Source organism: Devosia ginsengisoli (assembly GCF_007859655.1).
Taxonomy (GTDB): Bacteria; Pseudomonadota; Alphaproteobacteria; order Rhizobiales; family Devosiaceae; genus Devosia; species Devosia ginsengisoli.
Genome location: NZ_CP042304.1, coordinates 3,768,565 through 3,788,418 on the forward strand (window position 1 = coordinate 3,768,565; position 19,854 = coordinate 3,788,418).

The 19,854-nt window shown below is 60.1% G+C and carries 19 protein-coding genes; 14 read left to right on the plus strand and 5 right to left on the minus strand.

Annotation, left to right across the window (positions count from 1 at the left end):
• Positions 1–250: 250 nt before the first annotated feature.
• Positions 251–2,086 (minus strand): sigma-54-dependent Fis family transcriptional regulator, encoded by a 1,836-nt coding sequence (locus FPZ08_RS18460; RefSeq protein ID WP_146291686.1) that lies wholly within the window; start codon positions 2,084–2,086, stop codon positions 251–253.
• Between the two features lie 204 nt (positions 2,087–2,290).
• On the opposite strand from FPZ08_RS18460, the gene adh reads away from it, so the two are divergent.
• Entirely contained in the window at positions 2,291–3,811 is a 1,521-nt protein-coding gene (adh, locus tag FPZ08_RS18465) for an aldehyde dehydrogenase (RefSeq protein ID WP_090597854.1), read from the plus strand.
• A 130-nt stretch (positions 3,812–3,941) separates the two neighbouring features.
• Positions 3,942–4,340 (plus strand): DUF779 domain-containing protein, encoded by a 399-nt coding sequence (locus FPZ08_RS18470; RefSeq protein WP_090597856.1) that lies wholly within the window; start codon positions 3,942–3,944, stop codon positions 4,338–4,340.
• A gap of 584 nt (positions 4,341–4,924) precedes the next feature.
• On the opposite strand, the gene FPZ08_RS18480 is transcribed toward FPZ08_RS18470, so the two are convergent.
• Positions 4,925–5,827 carry a LysR family transcriptional regulator gene (locus FPZ08_RS18480; protein ID WP_246132707.1) on the minus strand — a complete coding sequence of 301 codons (903 nt, stop codon included), beginning with the start codon at positions 5,825–5,827 and terminating at the stop codon, positions 4,925–4,927.
• Positions 5,828–5,957: 130 nt separating this feature from the next.
• Between FPZ08_RS18480 and FPZ08_RS18485 the strand changes: the two genes are divergently transcribed.
• Entirely contained in the window at positions 5,958–6,677 is a 720-nt protein-coding gene (locus tag FPZ08_RS18485) for a hypothetical protein (RefSeq protein ID WP_146291688.1), read from the plus strand.
• Between the two features lie 777 nt (positions 6,678–7,454).
• Here the strand turns inward: FPZ08_RS18485 and FPZ08_RS18490 are convergent.
• Positions 7,455–8,324 carry a cation efflux transmembrane domain-containing protein gene (locus FPZ08_RS18490; RefSeq protein ID WP_246132708.1) on the minus strand — a complete coding sequence of 290 codons (870 nt, stop codon included), beginning with the start codon at positions 8,322–8,324 and terminating at the stop codon, positions 7,455–7,457.
• A 68-nt stretch (positions 8,325–8,392) separates the two neighbouring features.
• Here FPZ08_RS18490 and FPZ08_RS18495 point away from each other — a divergent pair, with 68 nt between their 5' ends.
• The 4 genes from FPZ08_RS18495 to FPZ08_RS18510 all read left to right on the plus strand — a co-directional run bounded on the left by FPZ08_RS18495 (position 8,393) and on the right by FPZ08_RS18510 (position 12,382).
• On the plus strand, positions 8,393–8,782 hold the full coding sequence (locus tag FPZ08_RS18495) for a MerR family transcriptional regulator (RefSeq protein ID WP_146291690.1): 390 nt from the start codon (positions 8,393–8,395) through the stop codon (positions 8,780–8,782).
• Between the two features lie 464 nt (positions 8,783–9,246).
• Positions 9,247–11,133: a heavy metal translocating P-type ATPase gene (locus FPZ08_RS18500; protein ID WP_246132709.1), complete on the plus strand. Its 1,887-nt coding sequence runs from the start codon at positions 9,247–9,249 to the stop codon at positions 11,131–11,133.
• Positions 11,134–11,282: 149 nt separating this feature from the next.
• Positions 11,283–12,038, plus strand: coding sequence for an SDR family NAD(P)-dependent oxidoreductase (locus FPZ08_RS18505; RefSeq protein WP_146291693.1), 756 nt, complete (start codon positions 11,283–11,285; stop codon positions 12,036–12,038).
• Positions 12,035–12,382 (plus strand): c-type cytochrome, encoded by a 348-nt coding sequence (locus FPZ08_RS18510; protein ID WP_146291695.1) that lies wholly within the window; start codon positions 12,035–12,037, stop codon positions 12,380–12,382. The genes FPZ08_RS18505 and FPZ08_RS18510 overlap by 4 nt, the downstream gene beginning before the upstream one ends.
• 637 nt (positions 12,383–13,019) lie before the next feature.
• Here FPZ08_RS18510 and FPZ08_RS18515 read toward each other — a convergent pair.
• Entirely contained in the window at positions 13,020–13,649 is a 630-nt protein-coding gene (locus tag FPZ08_RS18515) for a hypothetical protein (protein WP_146291697.1), read from the minus strand.
• A gap of 645 nt (positions 13,650–14,294) precedes the next feature.
• Here FPZ08_RS18515 and FPZ08_RS18520 point away from each other — a divergent pair.
• Positions 14,295–15,143: a universal stress protein gene (locus tag FPZ08_RS18520; protein WP_186767076.1), complete on the plus strand. Its 849-nt coding sequence runs from the start codon at positions 14,295–14,297 to the stop codon at positions 15,141–15,143.
• Between the two features lie 88 nt (positions 15,144–15,231).
• Here FPZ08_RS18520 and FPZ08_RS18525 read toward each other — a convergent pair whose 3' ends face one another.
• Positions 15,232–15,537, minus strand: a complete 306-nt coding sequence (locus FPZ08_RS18525) for an ArsR/SmtB family transcription factor (RefSeq protein WP_146291700.1) — start codon at positions 15,535–15,537, stop codon at positions 15,232–15,234.
• 76 nt (positions 15,538–15,613) lie between these two features.
• Here FPZ08_RS18525 and FPZ08_RS18530 point away from each other — a divergent pair, with 76 nt between their 5' ends.
• The 6 genes from FPZ08_RS18530 (at position 15,614) to FPZ08_RS18555 (ending at position 19,846) form a co-directional block, all read left to right on the plus strand.
• Positions 15,614–15,838, plus strand: coding sequence for a YgaP family membrane protein (locus tag FPZ08_RS18530; protein ID WP_146291701.1), 225 nt, complete (start codon positions 15,614–15,616; stop codon positions 15,836–15,838).
• Complete coding sequence (locus FPZ08_RS18535) at positions 15,831–16,259, plus strand: YeeE/YedE family protein (protein ID WP_146291702.1); 429 nt, start codon at positions 15,831–15,833, stop codon at positions 16,257–16,259. Before FPZ08_RS18530 ends, FPZ08_RS18535 begins: the two co-directional genes overlap by 8 nt.
• Entirely contained in the window at positions 16,259–16,699 is a 441-nt protein-coding gene (locus FPZ08_RS18540; protein ID WP_146291703.1) for a DUF6691 family protein, read from the plus strand. Before FPZ08_RS18535 ends, FPZ08_RS18540 begins: the two co-directional genes overlap by 1 nt.
• 22 nt (positions 16,700–16,721) lie before the next feature.
• Complete coding sequence (locus FPZ08_RS18545) at positions 16,722–17,612, plus strand: MBL fold metallo-hydrolase (protein WP_146291704.1); 891 nt, start codon at positions 16,722–16,724, stop codon at positions 17,610–17,612.
• Between the two features lie 111 nt (positions 17,613–17,723).
• Positions 17,724–18,050 carry a protein tyrosine phosphatase family protein gene (locus FPZ08_RS18550; protein ID WP_146291705.1) on the plus strand — a complete coding sequence of 109 codons (327 nt, stop codon included), beginning with the start codon at positions 17,724–17,726 and terminating at the stop codon, positions 18,048–18,050.
• Positions 18,051–18,079: 29 nt separating this feature from the next.
• On the plus strand, positions 18,080–19,846 hold the full coding sequence (locus FPZ08_RS18555) for a SulP family inorganic anion transporter (RefSeq protein WP_146291707.1): 1,767 nt from the start codon (positions 18,080–18,082) through the stop codon (positions 19,844–19,846).
• Positions 19,847–19,854: the final 8 nt, after the last annotated feature.

Here is a 19,854-nt window from a genome sequence, read left to right on the forward strand (position 1 = left end):
CTCGCAAACCATGCGCCCGCAAAGATCGTAGATGCGTGACCGCTGCCCACGAGGGCAGTGCTCCACGACTGGCAGTTTTGGGGCCGTTTGTAGCCTGTCGGCTTTCGGGCCGACCTAGTGGATTAACTGCCATTCGCTGGCCCTCGCGTTGTCACTCATGAGTGTCAAATGAAAGCCAATACGGGTCTACTGCGGCGCCCATACTGCCAAAGCCACGAGCCAACGCAGCTGTTCAATCAGCCTCTTCCAACTATTTCCAGACCAGCCGTCGGTAGAGGGTCGAGCGGTCGATGCCGAGAGCGCGCGCAGCGGCGGAAAGATTGCCGTTATTCTGGTCCACCGCGCGACGCATTGCGGCTTCGGTGAGACTGCCCAAATCGTTCTGGAACAGCAGAGGTGCCGCGGTGACCTGTTCGGTGAACTGGGGTAGATCGGCCAAAGTGATGGGCTGTTCTGGTTCACACAGCGCTGATAGGGCGCGCAGCGTCCCGGTCAGTTCGCGGAAATTGCCTGGCCATGGCTGGGCGGCGAGGCGGGCAAGCACCGGGGCGGGCAGCGGCGGATGGCCCGTCGCGAGCTGGGACCAGAGGCTCGAGACGACAGTGGCGCGATCGGGGAAATCACACAGGGCCGGCAGGCGGATGGTGAACTGGGCGATGCGGTAGTAGAGATCGGCGCGGAAGGTGCCTGCCTCGACCATGGCCTTGAGATCGCGATTGGTGGCGCAAACGGGCACGAAATCAGCCTTCTGCGCGGTGCCGCCGCCCAGTGGCACGACTTCCTTGTCCTGCAAGACGCGCAGGAGGCGCGACTGCAGCAAGAGCGGCATGTCGCCGATTTCATCGAGGAAGAGAATGCCGCCCTCGGCTTGTTGCACCAGGCCAATGGCGCCCTGCTTGCGGGCGCCGGTGAAGGCGCCGGGCTGGTAGCCGAAGAGTTCGGATTCGATCAGGCTCTCGGGCAGTGCAGCACAGTTGATGGCGACAAAGGGCTTGCCGGCGCGCTGGGTGAGGCCATGCAGGTAGCGGGCGAAGACTTCCTTGCCGGCACCGGTTTCCCCAGCGATGAGCAGGGGGATTTCGGCATTGACCAGGCGGATGGCCTTGGCGAGATCGGCGCGGGTTTCGGGAGTGAGAAAAGGCGCTGGCTCGCCCGACTTGGCGACGCGCGGCAGGGTGCCGGTGACGCGCAGCGGCGACTTGCGCGGCTCGGACACGGCGGCAAAGAAGCGCTCGCCATTGCGGGCGCGCAGTTCGCCGCGCTGTGTGGCGAGCGCCGCGGTTTCAAAGATTTCCTCGGCGGTGGACTGGCGCAGCGCCTTGCGGTCGAGCCCGACGAGATGGAGCGCGCGACGATTGCCGGCGATCAAACGCCCGCCATCAAAGACCAGAATGCCTTCGCGGGCGGTGCCCAGGAGATCAGCGGCACGGTGGAAGCGCACCACGGTCATGTCATCGAAGCCGCGGGCGAAGAAGCGATGTTCGATCTGCTCGACGGCGAGGCGCACCAGGCCCATGGCATGGGTGTGCTCAGCCGAGGCATGGCCGGAGAGATCGAGCACGCCAGCGAGCTTCCCGAAAGGGTCGAAAATGGGCGATGCGGCGCAATGCAGGATACCATGTGGTTCGAAGAAGTGTTCTCCCCCATGTACCTCGATGGCGCGACGTTCGGCGAGAGCCGTGCCGATGGCATTGGTGCCAGTGGCAGTTTCGGACCAGGTGACGCCGGGGCGGAGCGCCACTTCGGCGGCGCGGCCGGCGAATTCGGGGCTTCCCGTGGTATCGAGCACGAGGCCCTTGGCATCGGTGAGGATGACGACACTGTCGGTAAGCCGCGCTTCGGTGCGCAGCGACACCAGTTCAGAGCGCGAGAGGAGGCGTAAGGTGTCGTTCTGCTCATGCAAGGCGCGAAGCTCGGGTGCGGTGACCGGTTCGGCATGAATGACCGCCGAGGCATCGAGGCCCTGTTGTGCGCAGCGCTGCCAGGACCGCAATATGGGCGCAGGCACCAGGCCCTCAGGTAGATCGTGCCCAGAAAAGAAACGCTCGCGCGCGGCTACCAAGGCAGCATCGGACGCCTGTTGCATGGCTCTCTCCCTACCAGTTGTGGCAGTTTGCAACAGGTGTTGCATCGGCCATCGCGTCTGGTTGTTGCAAAGTGTTGCATCCGAATTCGCACCGCGTCCACCCCTGCTTGGTGCCACAAGAATTCCCTCACAGCTTCAACAGGTTGATATCATCTGGCACGCCGGTTGCAATGACGGTGGCATCCAAGAACAAGGGAGGATGCCATGAATAAACCTGAATTCGTCGGCCAGCGGACCAAGTCTCCGTACAAGGCGAAATACGGCAATTATATCGGCGGGCAGTGGGTGGACGCGCTCGACGGCGAGACCTTCGAGAACACCTCGCCAGTCACTGGGCAGGTGATTTGCGAAGTCGCGCGCTCCAAGGCGGCGGATGTCGAGCGGGCGCTGGATGCGGCCCATAAGGCCGCGCCGGGCTGGGGCCAAACCTCGGTGGCGCAGCGCGCGGTGATGCTCAACAAGATTGCCGATCGCATGGAAGAACATCTCGACGAGATCGCGCTGGCCGAGACCTGGGACAATGGCAAGCCAATTCGTGAGACGACTGCTGCCGATATTCCGCTGGCGATCGACCACTTCCGCTATTTCGCCGGTGCCATCCGCGCCCAGGAGGGCGGCATTTCCGAACTTGACCATGACACGGTGGCTTATCATTTCCACGAGCCCCTCGGCGTCGTGGGGCAGATTATTCCGTGGAACTTCCCTATCCTGATGGCGGTCTGGAAACTGGCGCCCGCGCTAGCGGCAGGCAATGCCGTGGTGCTCAAGCCTGCCGAGCAGACGCCGGCATCAATCCTCTTTCTCATGGAATTGATCGAAGACATCCTGCCGCCCGGCGTGGTCAATATCGTCAACGGCTTTGGCCTTGAAGCCGGCAAGCCGCTGGCCAGCTCGAACCGCATCGCCAAGATCGCCTTTACCGGCGAGACCACGACGGGCCGGCTGATCATGCAATATGCCAGCCAGAACCTGATCCCGGTGACGCTGGAACTGGGTGGCAAATCGCCGAACATCTTCTTTGCCGACGTATTGGCCGAAGACGATGATTTCTTCGACAAGGCGCTCGAGGGCTTTGCCATGTTCGCGCTCAATCAGGGCGAGGTGTGTACCTGCCCGAGCCGCGCCCTGATCCAGGAAAGCGTCTATGACCGCTTCATGGAACGGGCGATCAAGCGGGTGGAAGCCATCAAGCAGGGTTCTCCCTTCGAGATGAGCACGATGATCGGGGCCCAGGCCTCGTCCGAGCAACTCGAGAAAATTCTCTCCTATCTCGATATCGGCCGGCAGGAAGGCGCCACGGTGCTGACTGGCGGCGAGCGCAACAATCTGGGTGGCGAGCTGGCGGGTGGTTACTACGTCAAGCCGACGGTGTTTGCTGGCAACAACAAGATGCGCATTTTCCAGGAGGAAATCTTTGGCCCGGTGGTCTCGGTGACGACCTTCAAGACCGATGCCGAAGCCCTCGAGATCGCCAATGACACGCTTTATGGCCTGGGCGCCGGCGTGTGGACGCGTGATGCCAACCGGGCCTATCGCTTCGGCCGAGGCATCCAGGCGGGGCGCGTGTGGACCAATTGCTATCACGCCTATCCTGCCCATGCCGCCTTTGGTGGTTACAAGCAGAGCGGCATCGGACGCGAAAACCACCGCATGATGCTTGACCACTACCAGCAGACCAAGAACATGCTGGTGAGCTACTCGCCCAAGAAGCTGGGCTTCTTCTAAGCCGCTCCTCCCTGAGCGGGCGCCCGGGGAGAGCTCCGGGCGCCAGAAATCATTCCGGCGGGAAGAGCCCTAACCCCACTCTCTCCCTGGCCACCTCCCGCTGGAATGATCGTCGAGCAAGGAACCCGCCATGACTGATCTCGTTCCGCGCGTCGTCGCCACCGACGCCGCCTTAAGTCTCATCGCCACCATCACGGCCCGCCATGGGCCGGTTATGTTTCATCAGTCCGGCGGGTGTTGTGATGGCTCGTCGCCGATGTGCTATCCTGAAGGCGAATTCATCGTCGGCGACCATGACGTCAAGATGGGTGATATCGGCAGCGCTCCCTTCTACATGTCACCCAGCCAGTTCGAATATTGGCAGCATACCCAGTTGATCATCGATGCGATTCCAGGTCGTGGCGGCATGTTCAGTCTCGATAATGGCACCGAGCGGCGGTTCCTCACGCGCTCCCGCTTGTTCACCGATGACGAGTACGCACGCCTTGGGCCAATAGCACGGCGAGGAACGCCAACACTCTTTTCCTGAAGCCTTGTCTCTTGTGCGGAGTGACTGATGCTGAAGTTTGGTCCATTGCGATTTTTTGATTTTGCATTCTCACATCAGGTGACAATCCAGGTCATGTCCGTTTTCTCGTTGATGCAATAATCCGTTGAATGACCGAAATGGGGCGCGTTGGGGATCGGCAGGTCTCGACCCCATTGTCGCCGTTCGGAGCGCCGCGTTCGGCACCCGAAACCTGCCGTTCATTCATTTCACCCGACGGCAAAGCCGGGGCCGTCTGCTGAAGAGGTCATCAGGGAAATCAAGCGGCTCTTCAAGATTGAAAAGAACCCACCCACTGTTACCCGCGCCGAAGGTCGCCTCACGCGGCGCGGTGGCTTCTTGAAGAGTACGGCCTCGTCACCGACGACTATCACCGCACACGATGGGTGTGGTTCGCTGTGACCTTCACCGCAATCTGGCGCAATTTCTCCAGCGCTAAGTGGCGGATTGCGGGCGAGATCTCGAAGAAAAGTAGAACGGACGTTCGAGCGTGATGCCGCGAAAGTCTGGTCTGAGCCCAAAGTGACGAATGCTGCACGATGGGCGAATGTCGATTACCGACCTCACTACGCCAGCGTGCGCGTCATCTCACGGATCAGATCATTTGTCTCTGGTCTCGTCGTTTGGTGCCGATATCGAAGAGCCAAAACAGTTCTTGATAATTCAAGACCATCGATGGGTTTCGACACCAAGCCCATGTCCGAAGGAATAGCGGTGGCTGGCAGGATCACCGCACCTGACCCTTGTCGCGCCAGTTCAACCAACCAATCCACGCGATTTGACCGATAGGCCGCGTAGAGTTCATGACCATGATCCGCGCAGGTTCCATGCAAAGTATCCCGCATTTCGCAATTTAGGCGGTCAAGCATGTCAGTTTTAGCAAGAGTCGAAAGAGAGATCGCACTTAGTTCAGACAACGGATGCGACTTTGACACCACGACCTTGTAGTCCTCTTCATAGAGATGGTCTATGCGATAGAGGTCTTCACTGACCTTCTCTGCGGTGACTACAACGTCAAATTCACCATCTCGTAACCCGGCAAGAAGCTCGGAGGTTGACGCCACGATCAATTCTATTTCGGCTTGCGGCAATCGCGTACGAGTACGCTCCATAGCTGCCGAAATCCTGTTGTGGCCAATCGTTTCTCCGACACCGACAGAGATTGGCACCCGCTCCAAGCGCATATGACGGACCGCCTCCGCCTTCGCCTGTCTCGTCTCATCATGAGCCTTCTGCAATCTTGGCTGCATGAGTTTACCCAGCGTCGTCAGCCTGCATCCCGCACGGTCCCTGACAAACAGGTCACCTCCAAGCTCGTCTTCAAGTTTCTTGATCGCAGTCGTCAAGGAAGGCTGGGAGACATTGGAGGCGCTGGCTGCGTGGGTGAAGTTTCGGTGCTCGCAGACAGCGAGAAAATACCTGATCTGGTTCATTTCCATCGCCGCATTCTCCGTTACATCTTCAGCCACACCATCAAACCAACTTCAATAGTCAATGTCTATCAAAGAATAGAATTTCGGAATTGGGTTCGGGCGCATTCGGCATGGGACAAGAGTGCATCAAAACCAAACATGAAGCACTTCAAATCAGGAGGCGACCATGAAAACGCAAATCCTTCAAACAGTCGCCGCACTGGCGCTGATCACAACTTCTGCAACTGCACAGGACAACCCAATGGTAAATCATACAGCCAGCTACATCGCCATGCCGGCCGCCGAAGGCCAGACCGGAGCTTTCGCGGAGTTTCTGGCTGGTGCCGCAGCGATCGTGCGGGACACAGAGCCGGGCACCGTCCTTTGGTTTGCTCTGCAAGCCGATGACACCCTCGCAATCTTTGACATCTTCGCAGACGAAGAAGCACGCGACGCTCACTTCTCAGGAGCGGTTGCTGCGGCTTTGAACCAAAACGCCGACGCACTGGTCGACGGCGGATGGGACGACGGTGTTGTCGCGAATATCAACAACTCCGATGTCCTGTCGGTCAAGGCGCCGGTTGATCTCTCCACGGCAACAACCGCAACTTACATCAAGCTCGAAGCTGCTCCAGGTAAAGGCCCCGAATTGGCAGCCTTGCTGACCGCCGCCGGCCCCATCGTCGCAGAAACTGAACCCAAGACATTGTTCTGGGCGGCGCTGCAGATTGACGAGACCAACTTCGCCATCTTCGACATCTTTGCCGACAACTCTGGCCGCGAAGCGCACTTTGCCGGACAAGTCGCCGGACTCCTGAATGAAAAGGCTTCAATATTGATCTCAGGTGGATGGGACGACGGTGTGGTGGCAAACGTCCACAATTTCGAAATCCTCGCTACCAAGTAATCTCGAGGTGACTTGAGAAAGAAGTGCCCGGTGCAACCCATCGGGCGCTTTGCTGTTTGAATTTAGATTCACGCCAAAGCGGCCGTGCCGGAACTGGCAAGCGAAGCTCGCACTCGCGTCCGGCTTGGAAAGGGCGGCTATCGGCGGGAACATGTCCGCGCCTTCGCCCAACACGCCGAGATCGCGGACGAAGCGATCTACATCAAGGTCAGCAAAAAACACCCTATTGAGGACGCCGGTAGTCACCAAAGGAGGGAAGTCGGCGAGAATCGGCGTTCCCGATTTTTACCAAAGTGGCGGACCGGGTGGGGTTCGAACATATACGCCGGAATAATCGGCTTGCGCTTGGCTAGGCCGTGAGCAATGTCGGCTTTCGGGACGCCGCAAGCGGCAGTCGAACGGCCGGATAGGAGGCGCATTGTGGTCGAAGTACAGTAGCCTGCTGAACGGCCGCTTTCCCGGCTTGGGCCCCAGAAGCGGTCGGCAGCTTGCCACCCCAAATAAGCCATTCCTAAGAAGAGGAACAACATGTTTGCCGGAGGCGGAACGTCATGAAGGTGCCCAAAAACCGGGGATTCAAACGTTACATGCACGACTCATGCTGGGGCCGACCCCCTGCAATGGTTGTGTCCCATGCCAGGCGCAATGATTTGAATGGCTTAGCCGTTAAGCCGTAGATGCTGCCCTGGTCGGCATTTGCCCCTGTCTTTCGGCGCACCAATGCCATCTCTGGAAAGAAGCCGCAGGCCACGGAAACGGGTAATATCGACTATGAGACTAAACGCGGCGGGCTTGTGAAAGGTCTTGCCGTGCGTCTCTAATGATCGACCATGCCGATTGCAGGAACAGGCCCGCCACGGCGAAGGCAACCAGCAAATCCGGCCATGGATTATTGAGCCACCAAACGAGAGCAGCAGCAGCGACAACGGCCAGATTGCCAATTGCGTCATTGCGCGAGAACAGCCATACGGCCCGCATATTGGCATCTCCTTTTCGGTGCGGGATCAGCACCACGGCAGCCAGCACGTTGACGATGAAAGCCACGAAAGCAAACCCCGCCATCAGCATGGTTTGCGGTTCATGCTCGACAAACACCCGGTAGGCGGTCGAGCCGATCACGCCGAAGCCGAGCAGGGCTAGAAACACGCCTTGCAGCAGGGCTGCTTTAGCGCGGGCAGCAAGACCCCATCCGACAGCGATCAGGCCGAGAAATGAAATCAGACCATCCCCGATAAAGTCGAGGGAGTCGGCTTGAAGGGCTTGTGATCCTGACAGGATTGAGCCGCCAATCTCGATAATGCCATATCCGACATTGAGCAGGACGACGATCCAGAGCGCCCGTTTATACGCCGGGGTGACGTGCGACAGGTCGGGAATTTGGTCGTCGTCATCATCATCGCCCGCGCCTTCGGCCTTGTGTTGGCCTAGGCGGTCGAGTTGATAGCCAAGGTCGGTTATGGCGGATTCCACCACTGGCAGACGCCGCGCCGGGTCATCGACTTTTAGCGTCATGATCTGGGAGGCAATCGACACCTTCACATCATTGACGCCATCGACCTTGCGGGTCGCGCCCTCGATCTTGGCGGCACAGGACGAGCAGTCCATCCCGGTCACATGATAGCGGACTGTGTCGGTTGCGGCGGCCATGGTCGATCCTCGAAATTCTAGCCTTGTTATGCTACAACCTGTAGTCACTACAGGAGCAAGACGAAAAGATGCAGATTGGCGACTTATCCCGACAGGCAGGCGTGAACATCGAAACAATCCGCTATTACGAGCGCATCGGGGTTTTGCCCAAGCCTGCCCGCCAATCCAACGGACGGCGCACTTACAGCACCGTCGATGCAGAGCGGCTGGGCTTTATCCGCCATGCCCGCGATCTTGGTTTCGATCTGCCAAGTGTTCGGGTGTTGCTGGCTTTGCAGGAGCAACCCGAAGCATCGTGCGAGGACGCGAGCCGCATTGCACAGGGACAGCTTGAGGAAGTCGAAAGACGCATCGCCCGCTTGCTCTCTTTGCGCGACGAGTTGGCCCGCATGGTAGGTGAATGTCATCAGGGGCGCGTTTCGGAGTGCCGCGTGATTGAGGCGCTTTCAGTAAGCTGAACTGAATAATCTCACTATGACCATGAGCGGGGCCGTCGCCTTTCCGCCCCATTCCGGGCGATGTGCAGGACGTTGGAAAGGTAGCGAGTTAGGTGAATACATCATCAAAACTATCGAAAGCCGACTTTCTGTTATGTTACATACATGGCTAATGTCAGGGCCAGCCCGCAGCAAATGGTTATGGTCATAGCGGGCGCGGCCGGAGGAGAAGTTTATTCAATAAACTTTCCAGCCCACCTGTGGCAGCAGACGACCCCATATCGGTCATCAACGATGACTGATGTACGCCCGAGAGCTGACATTCAGATGAGGCACACTTCGTCGTTTGGCGGCGGTCATTGGGGGCAGTGCGAGCCTCTTGCGCGGCTGAGTGCCTCATATCACCGATACTGCTTTCCCGAGCTGGAGCTGCGTGAGCGTGATAGGAATAGTGCTTGCAAAGCCTGACCTGACTCGAACCCGGAATGACACGCCTGATGCCCCCGTCACTGCGAAGCCGCCTGAATGTTGCCCTGCTGGTCGTAGCCCTGTCAGGGCTGGTTTCAGGCTTGGGTCTGATGTGGGCCAGCAACAACGAGCTTGCCAGGATTGCGTGGTTCGTTGGCGTCGTTCCTGTCCTCGCAGCCCTTCTTGTCGAAATCGTCCGCAGTCTTGCCAAGGGCGAAGTGGGCTTGGATATCGTGGCCGCACTTTCAATGTCGGCCGCCTTGTTTTTTGGTGAGACGCTGGCGGCGGCCGTCGTTGCCCTGATGTATTCAGGCGGCACGTTCCTCGAGAGCTTTGCGGAAGGCAGAGCCCGTCGCGAAATGAGCCAGCTGCTGTCCCGCGTGCCACGGACCGCCACCCGGCACCGAGACGGCAAGCTCGAAGAGGTGCCGCTCGACGCTATCGAGCCGAGCGATCTGCTCCTGATCCGACAGGGCGACGTGGCGGCCGTGGATGGTGCTGTTGAAAGCAGCACGGCGATGTTGGATCAGTCAGCACTGACAGGCGAGTCGATGCCGGTGCGGCTTGGCCGTGGCCAGAATGTGATGAGCGGCTCGACCAATGCAGGCGAGGCGTTCGATCTTCGGGTTACGCGACGCGCCTCGGAAAGCACTTATGCCGGGATCGTGCGGCTGGTCGAGGCGGCCCAGGCATCAAAGGCGCCGATGGCTGAACTCGCCGACCGCTATTCCCTGCTGTTCCTGCTCATCACCGTGATCCTTGCAACGCTGGCGTGGTGGTTCACCGGCGACCCCATACGCGCTGTGGCGGTCCTTGTGGTCGCAACACCTTGCCCGTTGATCTTGGCTGTTCCGGTGGCGCTTGTGGCAGGGCTGTCGCGGGCAGCGCAGTTTGGCGTGCTGATCAAGGGCGCCAGGCCGCTTGAAGCGCTCGCCAGCATCCGGACGCTGGTATTGGACAAGACCGGCACCCTTACGGATGGACGCCCCCAGATCGTTTCGATCGATACGATTGAGAGCGTGCGCGAGGAAGAACTGCTGTTCCTGGCCGCTTCGCTTGAACAGGCGTCCAAACATCCGATGGCGCAAGCCATCGTGACATCGGCGCGCGAGCGCGGAAGCGTCCTGCGCATTCCCGGGGAGGTTGTGGAGGTCCCAGGAGAAGGCCTTGAGGGTACGGTTGATGGCCGCAAGGTTGTGGTTGGCGGCGCAAGCTTTGTCGCGCATCGCATTGGCAGCGCCGTACCCGAAAGCCGCATTCTCGATGCTGGCGCCGCTCTTGTCGCAGTGGCAATTGACGGAAAGCTCGCCGGACACATCACTATGGCCGATGCATTGCGCTCGGGAACACAAGGGCTGCTGGCAGGCCTACGGCGCTTGGGCATATCCCGGATCATGCTGGCGACCGGCGATCGGCGCGCTGTGGCCGACGCCATCACGGCTGGATTGAACCTCGATGCAGTCCACGCCCAGATGACGCCTGACCAGAAAGTGCAGCTGATCCTGACCGAAAGGGAAGGCCATGCTCCTGTGATGATGGTGGGTGACGGCGTCAATGATGCGCCGGCGCTGGCCGCGGCGGATGTCGGGGTGGCGATGGGCGCGCGTGGCGCTGCCGCCTCTGCAGAGGCAGCCGATGTCGTCCTGCTGGTCGATCACCTCGATCGCCTGCTGCCCGGGATCGAAATAGCGCAAGGCGCGCGGCGGATTGCGCTGCAGAGCGTTGCTGTCGGCATCGGCCTGTCGGTCGCAGGCATGATCGCTGCGGCGCTTGGCTACCTGACGCCAGTTCAGGGGGCGCTGCTGCAGGAGGCCATAGACGTCGCCGTCATTCTCAATGCCCTGCGAGCGTTGCGGATCAAACCACATGCGCTTCCCACGCCAGATATTGCTACCGCGTCCTAGGAGGATAGTGTTGAGCCGCTTTTCGCATCCTGAAGTCCACAGCATGTGTCGGATCTTCGGGGTTAGCGCCGGATAGCGCGGAGGTCGGTTGATCTCGATCAACGCGTGACGGTTGAACAGGCGTAGACTGAGGCCTAAACGGAGGTGTCATGCGTATACAGGACAAGGTTGCGGTCGTCACGGGAGCTGGCTCAGGCATCGGTTTGGCCATTGCCCGCCGGTTCGTGGCGGAAGGGGCAAAGGTTGTTGCCCTAGACTGGCATGCCGACGCCATCGCGGCGGCAGTGAGCGACATCGGAGGCGCCATCATTGGCATGACGGGTGATGTGTCCAAGGAGGCAGACTGCGTTGCGATGATCGATCGTGCAGCAGCCGAATTTGGGCGCGTCGACATTTTGGTCAACAATGCCGGCGTGATGGACCTGTTCCAGTCCGTTGCCGACGTCGACAACGCGACATGGCGCCGCTGCATGGCGGTCAATGTCGACGGGCCTATGTATGCCATGCGACGAGCGGTTCCGCTGATGCTGGAACTGGGAGGCGGCTCAATCGTCAATATCGCATCCGTGGCCGCTACAGGTGGCGGCGCAGCGGGCGCGGCCTATACCGCCTCCAAGCACGCGCTTATCGGCCTGACCAAGAGTACAGCGTTTCAATATGCTAAGCTTGGACTGCGCTGCAATGCGCTAGCAGTGGGCGGCGTCAGCACCAACATCATGGATAGCGTCGAGGGGCACGCGCTCGACCAGGCTGGGCTCGGGCGATTGGGTGCTTATCAGGCCAGCAATCCGGGTATGCTTGAACCGGCCGACATCGCCAATGCCGTTCTGTTTCTCGCCTCCGACGAGGCCCGTCACCTCAATGGCGCGGTGCTGCCGGTGGATATGGGCTGGAGCGCGGCATGACCGATAGAGGACGTGCGACTACCGACACCGCACTGCGTGTTTTTGTCCCGCTTTGGCTGTTCTTTGCCGGTTGCGTCGTCGCACAGGCATTTGATCGAGTTGAAGACGGCCGGGCGTTGGTGACGATGTACTGTGCCGATTGTCATGCGATCGGAACCAATGGCGAAAGCCCCCTGAATATCGCGCCACGGTTTCGTGACTTTCATCTGCGCTACGACGTGGAGTTCCTGAGCGAAGCGCTTGTCGAAGGGATCGTTACAGCCCATCCCGAAATGCCGCAGTTCGAGTTTGACCCTGACCAGGCTGCAGCTATCGTTGCTTACCTCAAGACATTGGAGCCTTGAGGCCAGTGGGGGTACGTCCTGATGAGAGATGGCGCTACGTCCAACAGTTGCGATCCTGTTGACCCGCCATTGCGCTCGCCAGCTAGAGCATGTCAGCTTTCAGATCGGCTGGTCCAGAAGCTGACTGTCTGAAAACCACCCCTAATTCGCGGTAACTCCGTTCAATCGGTAATGTCGGCTTTCCGGCAATCGCGAAACCCCGTTCAACGGCAGGAATGGGGCGCATTGGCGAATGCGCTGCGCTGGTCCCTGCAACCTGCAATGCTCATCCGCCAATATCGGTTCTCAACGCCGTTAACCCCAAATCATAGGAAACGATTGGTGAGTGGGCCCTTTGATGATCCTCGACTTCCTCACCATGCGATCCTGATGGACGACGGTCGGCTAGCGTGGCCGGTGGCCGAAGGCAACGGCGTGGCGATTGAAGTCTTCTACACTAGGCTGAGCATCCGTTGGTCGGCCGAGAAAGCCGCAACTTATCCTGCTCCACCCCGCCAGAGGAGATCGCCGCCACAACGTCCGTCGCTCAAGCTTTCAACATATCTCGCCGACGGTCGATTGGCCTGGCCGGTCGCGGCATCAAGAGGCGTGAGCGAGATGCGCATCGACGGGTACGTTATCCCGCGAACTGAAACGACTAGCTTCTGCCGACCTTGGGTAGGGGAAGTTTTGGGTCCAACAAAGGAATCCCTTCTGTTGGCAAGAGCGCAAACTTGCGCATCTGGGGCCGAGATAACTTCGTTTCCCGATAGGTGTTCTTTAAAACGCGGTACTTCTCGTCAGGGCCATCAGCCGGCTGCAGCATGTCCGAGAAAAACTGTCGGGTGCTTGCGTCTAATTCAAAACCAAGTTCGTCACGGGATAATTGGTTCACAAGTAGCTCAATAGCTTCCTCTGTGGCTGCTCGGCCTTGTCGTCGATCATAGTGCTCAAGGAAATAATGTGAAAACCACACTCGCTGAGCATCGACGCTGACGGCTTGTCCTCCCGCAGCCCCGGCGCGCTTCGCCTCAACGTCTGGCCCCCGCGCCATAACTGCCGCTGTGACGAAGCCGTGACAGCCCAGAAGTACAGACCATTCAGTCAGGAATTCTGTGCTCAATCGGCGGGCTTGGATTTCGATCTCTGTGGCCCCAAGGGCTTCTAGTCCTCGATCATGAAACGCCAGCAAGTTCTCACGGTCATCGGTGTCGCGGTAGCGCGCGACGAACAGACTATCGAGACGTGGATCCTCAGGATCCAGCGCCTTGCTGGTAAACCTTTTCAAGCGCCTCGTCTTCTGTCTCGAAGTGCACGCCCATCAGATCGTCGTGCACAATCCTCCAGATTTCTTCAAGGCGCTGCCAAAGGTGATCATCATCGGAGGGTGTTTTGAGAACTTCGAAAAAATATGGCATTTCCAATCATAGCAGCGGGTTTCAGCCCGCGCATGTAACTGCGCCGCCGCCTAAAAGTGGTGTATCCGGGAAGGATGGTCGTACATGTGTAGTACCGCACCATCTCGGAAATAAAGAGGTGCTGATGGTTAAGCGACAAGTCGAACTGGGAACTGTAAATCAGCACGGTCAGCTGCTCGTGCGTCGTACTGACGAGACGGCACCAGTACATCGCTCAACATCTTGTTCTCCTTTTTGGCCTTGTCGCCGGTACGTTTGCACGGATCGGGTAACCCTGGACCAAATGAAACGTGCCGGCATCCGGCTGAGCCTTCGTGGTGCAGAGTAGCGCAGCGGTCTCGGCTGGGATTTGAGCCAGATCAAAGCAGCACCACTTTGCCGGGCGTAGCGTTACTAGAGGAGGGCCACGACCAACGCTACGGTTGTCTATGACCGTACTCTTGACACTGCCGCTCAGATCGCGAGGCACTAGTGGGGGCGTCCCCCCAGGCGATGCCCGAGAGGAGACACAGACCATGGATGTCCTGCTTCCGATAACAACCTATCCCGATGTCGTCTCCAATGTCGGGCTTGGGCGGGCGCTCAGCCTGTCTGCCAGACTCGGTGCCAGGGTGAAGGCGCTGGTTCAGGAAGTGGAGATAGCGCCCATTCACAGCGCCTTGGGTGAGGCGCTGCTGGGCGCCTCCAACATGGCTTTGGAGGTTGAAGCACTCAATCGCGATCGAGCCGGAAACGCGCGCAAATGGGTTGAGGAACGCGCTGCCAGCCTGGAACTGCCGCTTGAAGTCGCTGCGCTGCGCTGCGGCCCGGAGACGTTCATCGATTGTCTGCTGCCGATCACGCGGTATCATGATCTGACGGCCCTGGCTCTGGATGGCGCCGATCCGCATCGGCGGGCCGACGCAGAGGCGGTCATCTTCGGTTCGGGTGGCCCGGTCATGGTTGTTCCGCCCCAGGAGGCAGCCGTGCCTGTGGCCGAAATACGGTCAACGCCATTAAAGGTCGTCGTCGCGTGGGATGGTGGCTCATTTGCCGCCCGGGCGCTGCGCGATGCGATGACGATCCTTACGCGCGCCGATATCGTGTCGATCGTTACGGTCGGCGACGACAAGACTGTCGATCCAGGTGGCCTGTCGGGCATTCAGAGCTTTCTGCTGCGCCGCGGTGTGAAGGCGCAGCATTTGTCCAGAACACGCGGCACTTCGCCAATCGGCGATATCTTGCAAGCGGTAGCCATCAGCCAGGACGCCGACCTGCTTGTCATGGGAGCAGTCCGGCGCAATCGCGTGCAGGAGATCATCCTGGGAGGCGCAACGCAATCGATCCTGCGAGCTGTACGTCTGCCGATACTGCTGTCTCACTAGAACCGAATTACCAAGGCTGACCGATCTCGCATGAGGATTGAACCTGTTTGACCTGGGACTGCCTAGCGCGTTCGCGATCAACCTGCCGCTAGTCGGCGCAATATATGCCATAGAGCGTGGACAGCACCTGGCGCACATCGTCCGATTGCAGCGAATAGTTCACCTGCTGGCCGTCGCGGCGCGTCTTTACGAATCCCCATGCCCGCAGCTTGGAGAGGTGCTGGGACAGGGGAGACTGCGCCAGATTGACCCGCTCCGCCAATTGGCTGACATTGAGTTCCTGATCAAGCAGGTTGCACAGGATCAGCAGACGCTTGGGATTGGCCATGGCAGTCAGGAGCTGGCTGGCCTGATCGGCATTCTGCTCCATTCTGGAAAGATCCATATTGATCATATTAGAATTCTCGTATATACGAACTTCCGACTATTCGCTTATCGCCGTTTTGGCGACCAATTTCAAGGAGGTTGAGATGAACACCAATGTCGGCTCGGCAGATCGCGTCATCCGTATCGTGCTGGGCCTTGCCCTGGCCATTGCGGCTTTTGTTCCCGGTCTGGGCCTGGCGGGGACCCCGCTGCTGCAATGGGGCGCCGCACTGATCGGCCTCGTTTTGATCGCCACCGCCGTGGTGCGCTTCTGCCCGCTCTATCGAATTCTCGGCTTCTCCACCTGCAAAGTTCGGATCAATGACTGACTTCACTCCCATCAGCGCACTGCTCGGCGGCGCGCTGATCGGCCTCTCGGCCGTTCTTCTCATGGCCTTCAATGGCCGCATCGCCGGCATGACGGGTATCCTGTCAGGTCTGTTGCCCCCGGTGTCCAGCGACTGGGCCTGGCGCGCCGCCTTCCTGTCGGGCGCCATTGTAGCCCCGGCGCTGCTGACAGCACTGTCCGGCTATGACGTCGGCTTCGTGTCGCCCGTGCCCACGCCCTGGATTGTGATCAGCGGGCTTATCGTCGGCGTCGGCGTGTTCCTGGCCTCGGGTTGCACCTCCGGCCACGGCGTCTGCGGCATGGCCCGCCTGTCGCCGCGGTCCATCGCCGCCACTGCAACCTTCATGGTCTCGGCCGTCGCCACGGTCTTCACTATCCGTCACCTCCTGGGAGGCTTCTGATGCAGCGCATCGTGCTCGCCGGCATTTTCGGCCTGATCTTCGGCACGGGCATTGCCATTTCCGGCATGGCCAATCCCGCCAAGGTGCTCAACTTCTTCGACGTGGCCGGAACCTGGGATGCTTCCCTGCTTTTGGTCATGGGATCGGCCCTGGCCGTCACCGCGATCGGCTACCGCTTTGTGCTGCGCCGCGACAAGCCGGTCTGCGAAAGCCGATTTCACCTGCCCACCAGCCGCAAGCTGGATGTGCCGCTGATCGCCGGCTCGGCCGTATTCGGCATTGGCTGGGGCATTTCCGGCTTCTGTCCCGGTGGGGCAATCCCCGCACTGGGACTGGGCGAGACTTCGGCCTGGGCCTTTGTCGGCTCGATGCTGGCCGGAATATTCGCCGCCTTTACCGTCCGGACCGCGTTCGCCCAGCGCAGCCTGAAAAACGCCTGAACCTTTGTGAAAGGAGCCAAGAATGACCATTCCATTCACCCCTGATCTGTCGGTGAAGCCCGAGGTAACGGCCTTTTTCGACGAACCGACCAACACCATTTCCTATGTGGTGAAGGATCCCAATTCGTTCTCCTGTGCCGTGGTCGACTCCGTCATGGACATCGATTATGCCGCTGGCCGCATCACCTATGACGGCGCCGACAAGATCATCGCCTTCATCAAGGAGAACGGCCTGGTCGTCGAATGGCTGATCGAGACCCACGTTCACGCCGACCATCTTTCCGGTGCGCCCTACATCCAGTCCAAGGTCGGCGGCAAGCTGGGAATCGGTGAGAACATCACCATTGTCCAGGATACCTTCGGCAAGATCTTCAACGAGGGTACCGAGTTCCAGCGGGACGGCAGCCAGTTCGACCGGCTCTTCAAGGATGGTGACACCTACCAGATCGGTACGCTGACCGCCCATGTCATGCACACGCCGGGGCACACGCCCGCCTGCATGACCCATGTGGTGGGCGATGCCGCCTTTGTCGGCGACACGCTGTTCATGCCCGATGGTGGCTCGGCCCGTGCCGACTTCCCCGGGGGCGATGCCCGCACGCTCTATCGCTCGATCCAGCGTGTTCTGGCCCTGCCGCGCGAAATGCGCCTCTTCATGTGCCACGACTACGGCCCGAACGGTCGCGACATCCAGTGGGAAACCACGGTGGGCGACGAGATCGACCACAATATCCATGTCGGCCAAGGCACCGACGAAGACACCTTCGTCAAGATGCGCGAGGAGCGGGACGCGACCTTGGCCATGCCCAAGCTCATCATCCCGTCGCTGCAGGTCAATATGCGTGCCGGCCAGCTTCCGCCCAAGGATGAGGATGGCAAGACCTTCCTCAAGGTGCCGGTCAACGGCCTGTAATCGTTGGTCATCCGACCCGTTCGCCACCGTCCTCCGCCATTGTGGCGGAGGATCAGTCCTCTATTGCCGAGACACACCATGTTTTCTTTTCTCAAGCCAAAAGTCAGTGGAATGAACCCCCGCAAGCTAAGCGACGATTTCGCCGTGACCGGCCAGATCACCCCCGAGCAGATCAAGGCCTTTTCCGCGGCCGGCTACAAGTCGATCCTCTGTGCCCGGCCCGACAATGAAGAGTCCGGCCAGCCGAGCTTCGAAGAGGTGGCGCGTGCCGCCGAAGCCGAGGGGCTCCAGATCGTCCATATCCCGGTGTCGGGCATGCTGGGCGAGGGCCAGATCATCCGCTTCCGTCAGGCCTGGGAGACGATGCCCAAGCCCATGCTCGGCTATTGCCGCTCCGGTGCCCGCGCCGGCAGCCTTTACGCCACGCTCTCTCGCTGACCTGGGCATCCGGCCCTCCTGGAACACCGATGAACTTCAAGACCTATTTCCCCATCCTCGACTGGGGCAGCCGCTATAACCGCCAGACCTTCACCAGCGACCTGGTGGCGGCGCTGATTGTCACGATCATGCTGATCCCGCAGTCACTGGCTTATGCCTTGCTCGCTGGATTGCCGCCGGAAGTAGGTCTCTATGCGTCCATCCTGCCACTGATCGCCTATGCCATCTTCGGCACTTCCTCGGCGCTGGCGGTGGGGCCGGTCGCCGTGGTGTCCCTGATGACTGCGACGGCGGTCGGCCGCATGGCGGCGGAGGGCACCGCCGACTATGCCAGCGCGGCCATCATCCTCGCGCTGCTCTCGGGTGCCATGCTCACCTTGATGGGCGTGCTTCGCCTCGGCTTCATCGCCAATTTCCTCTCCCATCCGGTCATCTCCGGCTTCATCACGGCGTCGGGGATCATCATCGCCACCAGCCAGGTCGGCGGGCTGCTCGGTATCAGCACCGAAGGCCATGCCTTGCCGGGGTTGCTGTCGTCGATCATCGACAATATCGGCACCATCAACGTCTATACCGTCGCCATCGGGGCGCTGGCGCTCGGCCTGCTGCTGTGGATCCGGCTCGATCTCAAGAACTGGCTGGCCCGTTTCGGCGTTCCGGCCAGCATTGCCACGGTTATCGTCCGCGCCGGCCCGGTGCTCGTCGTCTTCCTGACCATGGCGCTGGCCGTGCTGCTCGATCTTGGCAGCAAGGGCGTCGCCCTGGTCGGTGATGTGCCGCAGGGCCTGCCCCTGCTGTCGTTGCCCAGCTTCAGTCTCGACACGATCCAGCAATTGCTGGTGCCAGCTCTGATCATCTCCGTCGTGGGCTTTGTCGAATCCATTTCCGTAGCCCAGACGCTAGCTGCCAAGCGCCGCGAGCGCATTTCCCCCAATCAGGAACTGATCGGCCTGGGCGCTTCCAATATCGCCGCCGGCCTGGGTGGCGGATATCCAGTCACCGGCGGCTTTGCCCGCTCGGTCGTCAATTTCGACGCCGGCGCAGCCACCCCGGCTGCCGGCGCCTTCACGGCCATCGGCATCGCCATTGCCACCCTGTTGCTGACGCCGTTCCTTGCTGTCCTGCCCAAGGCTACGCTGGCCGCCACCATCGTCCTCGCCGTTCTCACGCTTGTCGATTTCTCTGTGCTCAAGCGGGCCTGGAACTATTCCAAGGCGGACTTTGCCGCCGTGGCGATAACCCTGGCGGGTACGCTGCTGCTTGGCGTCGAGGTCGGCATCGCGTTGGGTGTCGGCGCCTCCATCCTGATCTTTCTTTATCGCTCATCCAAGCCGCACGCCGCCGTCGTCGGCCAGGTGCCGGGCACGGAGCATTTCCGCAACGTGAAGCGGCACCAGGTCGAGACCGTTCCCGGCATCCTGTCCATTCGCATCGACGAGAGCCTCTATTTCGCCAATGCGCGGTACCTCGAAGACCTCGTCACCAACCTTGCGGCTGAAAACCCCGACCTCAAGGACGTGGTGCTGATGTGCTCGGCGGTGAACTTCATCGACATGTCGGCGCTTGAGAGCCTTGAGGCGGTGGAGCATCGCCTCAAGGACCTGGGAATCCGGCTGCACCTGTCCGAGGTCAAGGGGCCGGTGATGGACAGGCTGGGGGAGACCGATTTTCTGCGCAACCTGTCCGGCAGCACCCATCTCAGCCAGCACCAGGCGATCGAGGCAATCCGGTCGGCACGATCGGCGGCAGGGCATGATCCAGATCAAAAAGTCCATATCCAGGCCGTGCAACAATAGCTCAACTT

Bases quoted from the DNA above. Each gene is read 5' to 3' on its own strand.
- FPZ08_RS18460 (WP_146291686.1), bottom strand. From the start codon at position 2,086: ATGCAACAGGCGTCCGATGCTGCCTTGGTAGCCGCGCGCGAGCGTTTC.
- adh (WP_090597854.1), top strand. From the start codon at position 2,291: ATGAATAAACCTGAATTCGTCGGCCAGCGGACCAAGTCTCCGTACAAG.
- FPZ08_RS18470 (WP_090597856.1), top strand. From the start codon at position 3,942: ATGACTGATCTCGTTCCGCGCGTCGTCGCCACCGACGCCGCCTTAAGT.
- FPZ08_RS18485 (WP_146291688.1), top strand. From the start codon at position 5,958: ATGAAAACGCAAATCCTTCAAACAGTCGCCGCACTGGCGCTGATCACA.
- FPZ08_RS18490 (WP_246132708.1), bottom strand. From the start codon at position 8,324: ATGGCCGCCGCAACCGACACAGTCCGCTATCATGTGACCGGGATGGAC.
- FPZ08_RS18495 (WP_146291690.1), top strand. From the start codon at position 8,393: ATGCAGATTGGCGACTTATCCCGACAGGCAGGCGTGAACATCGAAACA.
- FPZ08_RS18500 (WP_246132709.1), top strand. From the start codon at position 9,247: ATGACACGCCTGATGCCCCCGTCACTGCGAAGCCGCCTGAATGTTGCC.
- FPZ08_RS18505 (WP_146291693.1), top strand. From the start codon at position 11,283: ATGCGTATACAGGACAAGGTTGCGGTCGTCACGGGAGCTGGCTCAGGC.
- FPZ08_RS18510 (WP_146291695.1), top strand. From the start codon at position 12,035: ATGACCGATAGAGGACGTGCGACTACCGACACCGCACTGCGTGTTTTT.
- FPZ08_RS18520 (WP_186767076.1), top strand. From the start codon at position 14,295: ATGGATGTCCTGCTTCCGATAACAACCTATCCCGATGTCGTCTCCAAT.
- FPZ08_RS18525 (WP_146291700.1), bottom strand. From the start codon at position 15,537: ATGATCAATATGGATCTTTCCAGAATGGAGCAGAATGCCGATCAGGCC.
- FPZ08_RS18530 (WP_146291701.1), top strand. From the start codon at position 15,614: ATGAACACCAATGTCGGCTCGGCAGATCGCGTCATCCGTATCGTGCTG.
- FPZ08_RS18535 (WP_146291702.1), top strand. From the start codon at position 15,831: ATGACTGACTTCACTCCCATCAGCGCACTGCTCGGCGGCGCGCTGATC.
- FPZ08_RS18540 (WP_146291703.1), top strand. From the start codon at position 16,259: ATGCAGCGCATCGTGCTCGCCGGCATTTTCGGCCTGATCTTCGGCACG.
- FPZ08_RS18545 (WP_146291704.1), top strand. From the start codon at position 16,722: ATGACCATTCCATTCACCCCTGATCTGTCGGTGAAGCCCGAGGTAACG.
- FPZ08_RS18550 (WP_146291705.1), top strand. From the start codon at position 17,724: ATGAACCCCCGCAAGCTAAGCGACGATTTCGCCGTGACCGGCCAGATC.
- FPZ08_RS18555 (WP_146291707.1), top strand. From the start codon at position 18,080: ATGAACTTCAAGACCTATTTCCCCATCCTCGACTGGGGCAGCCGCTAT.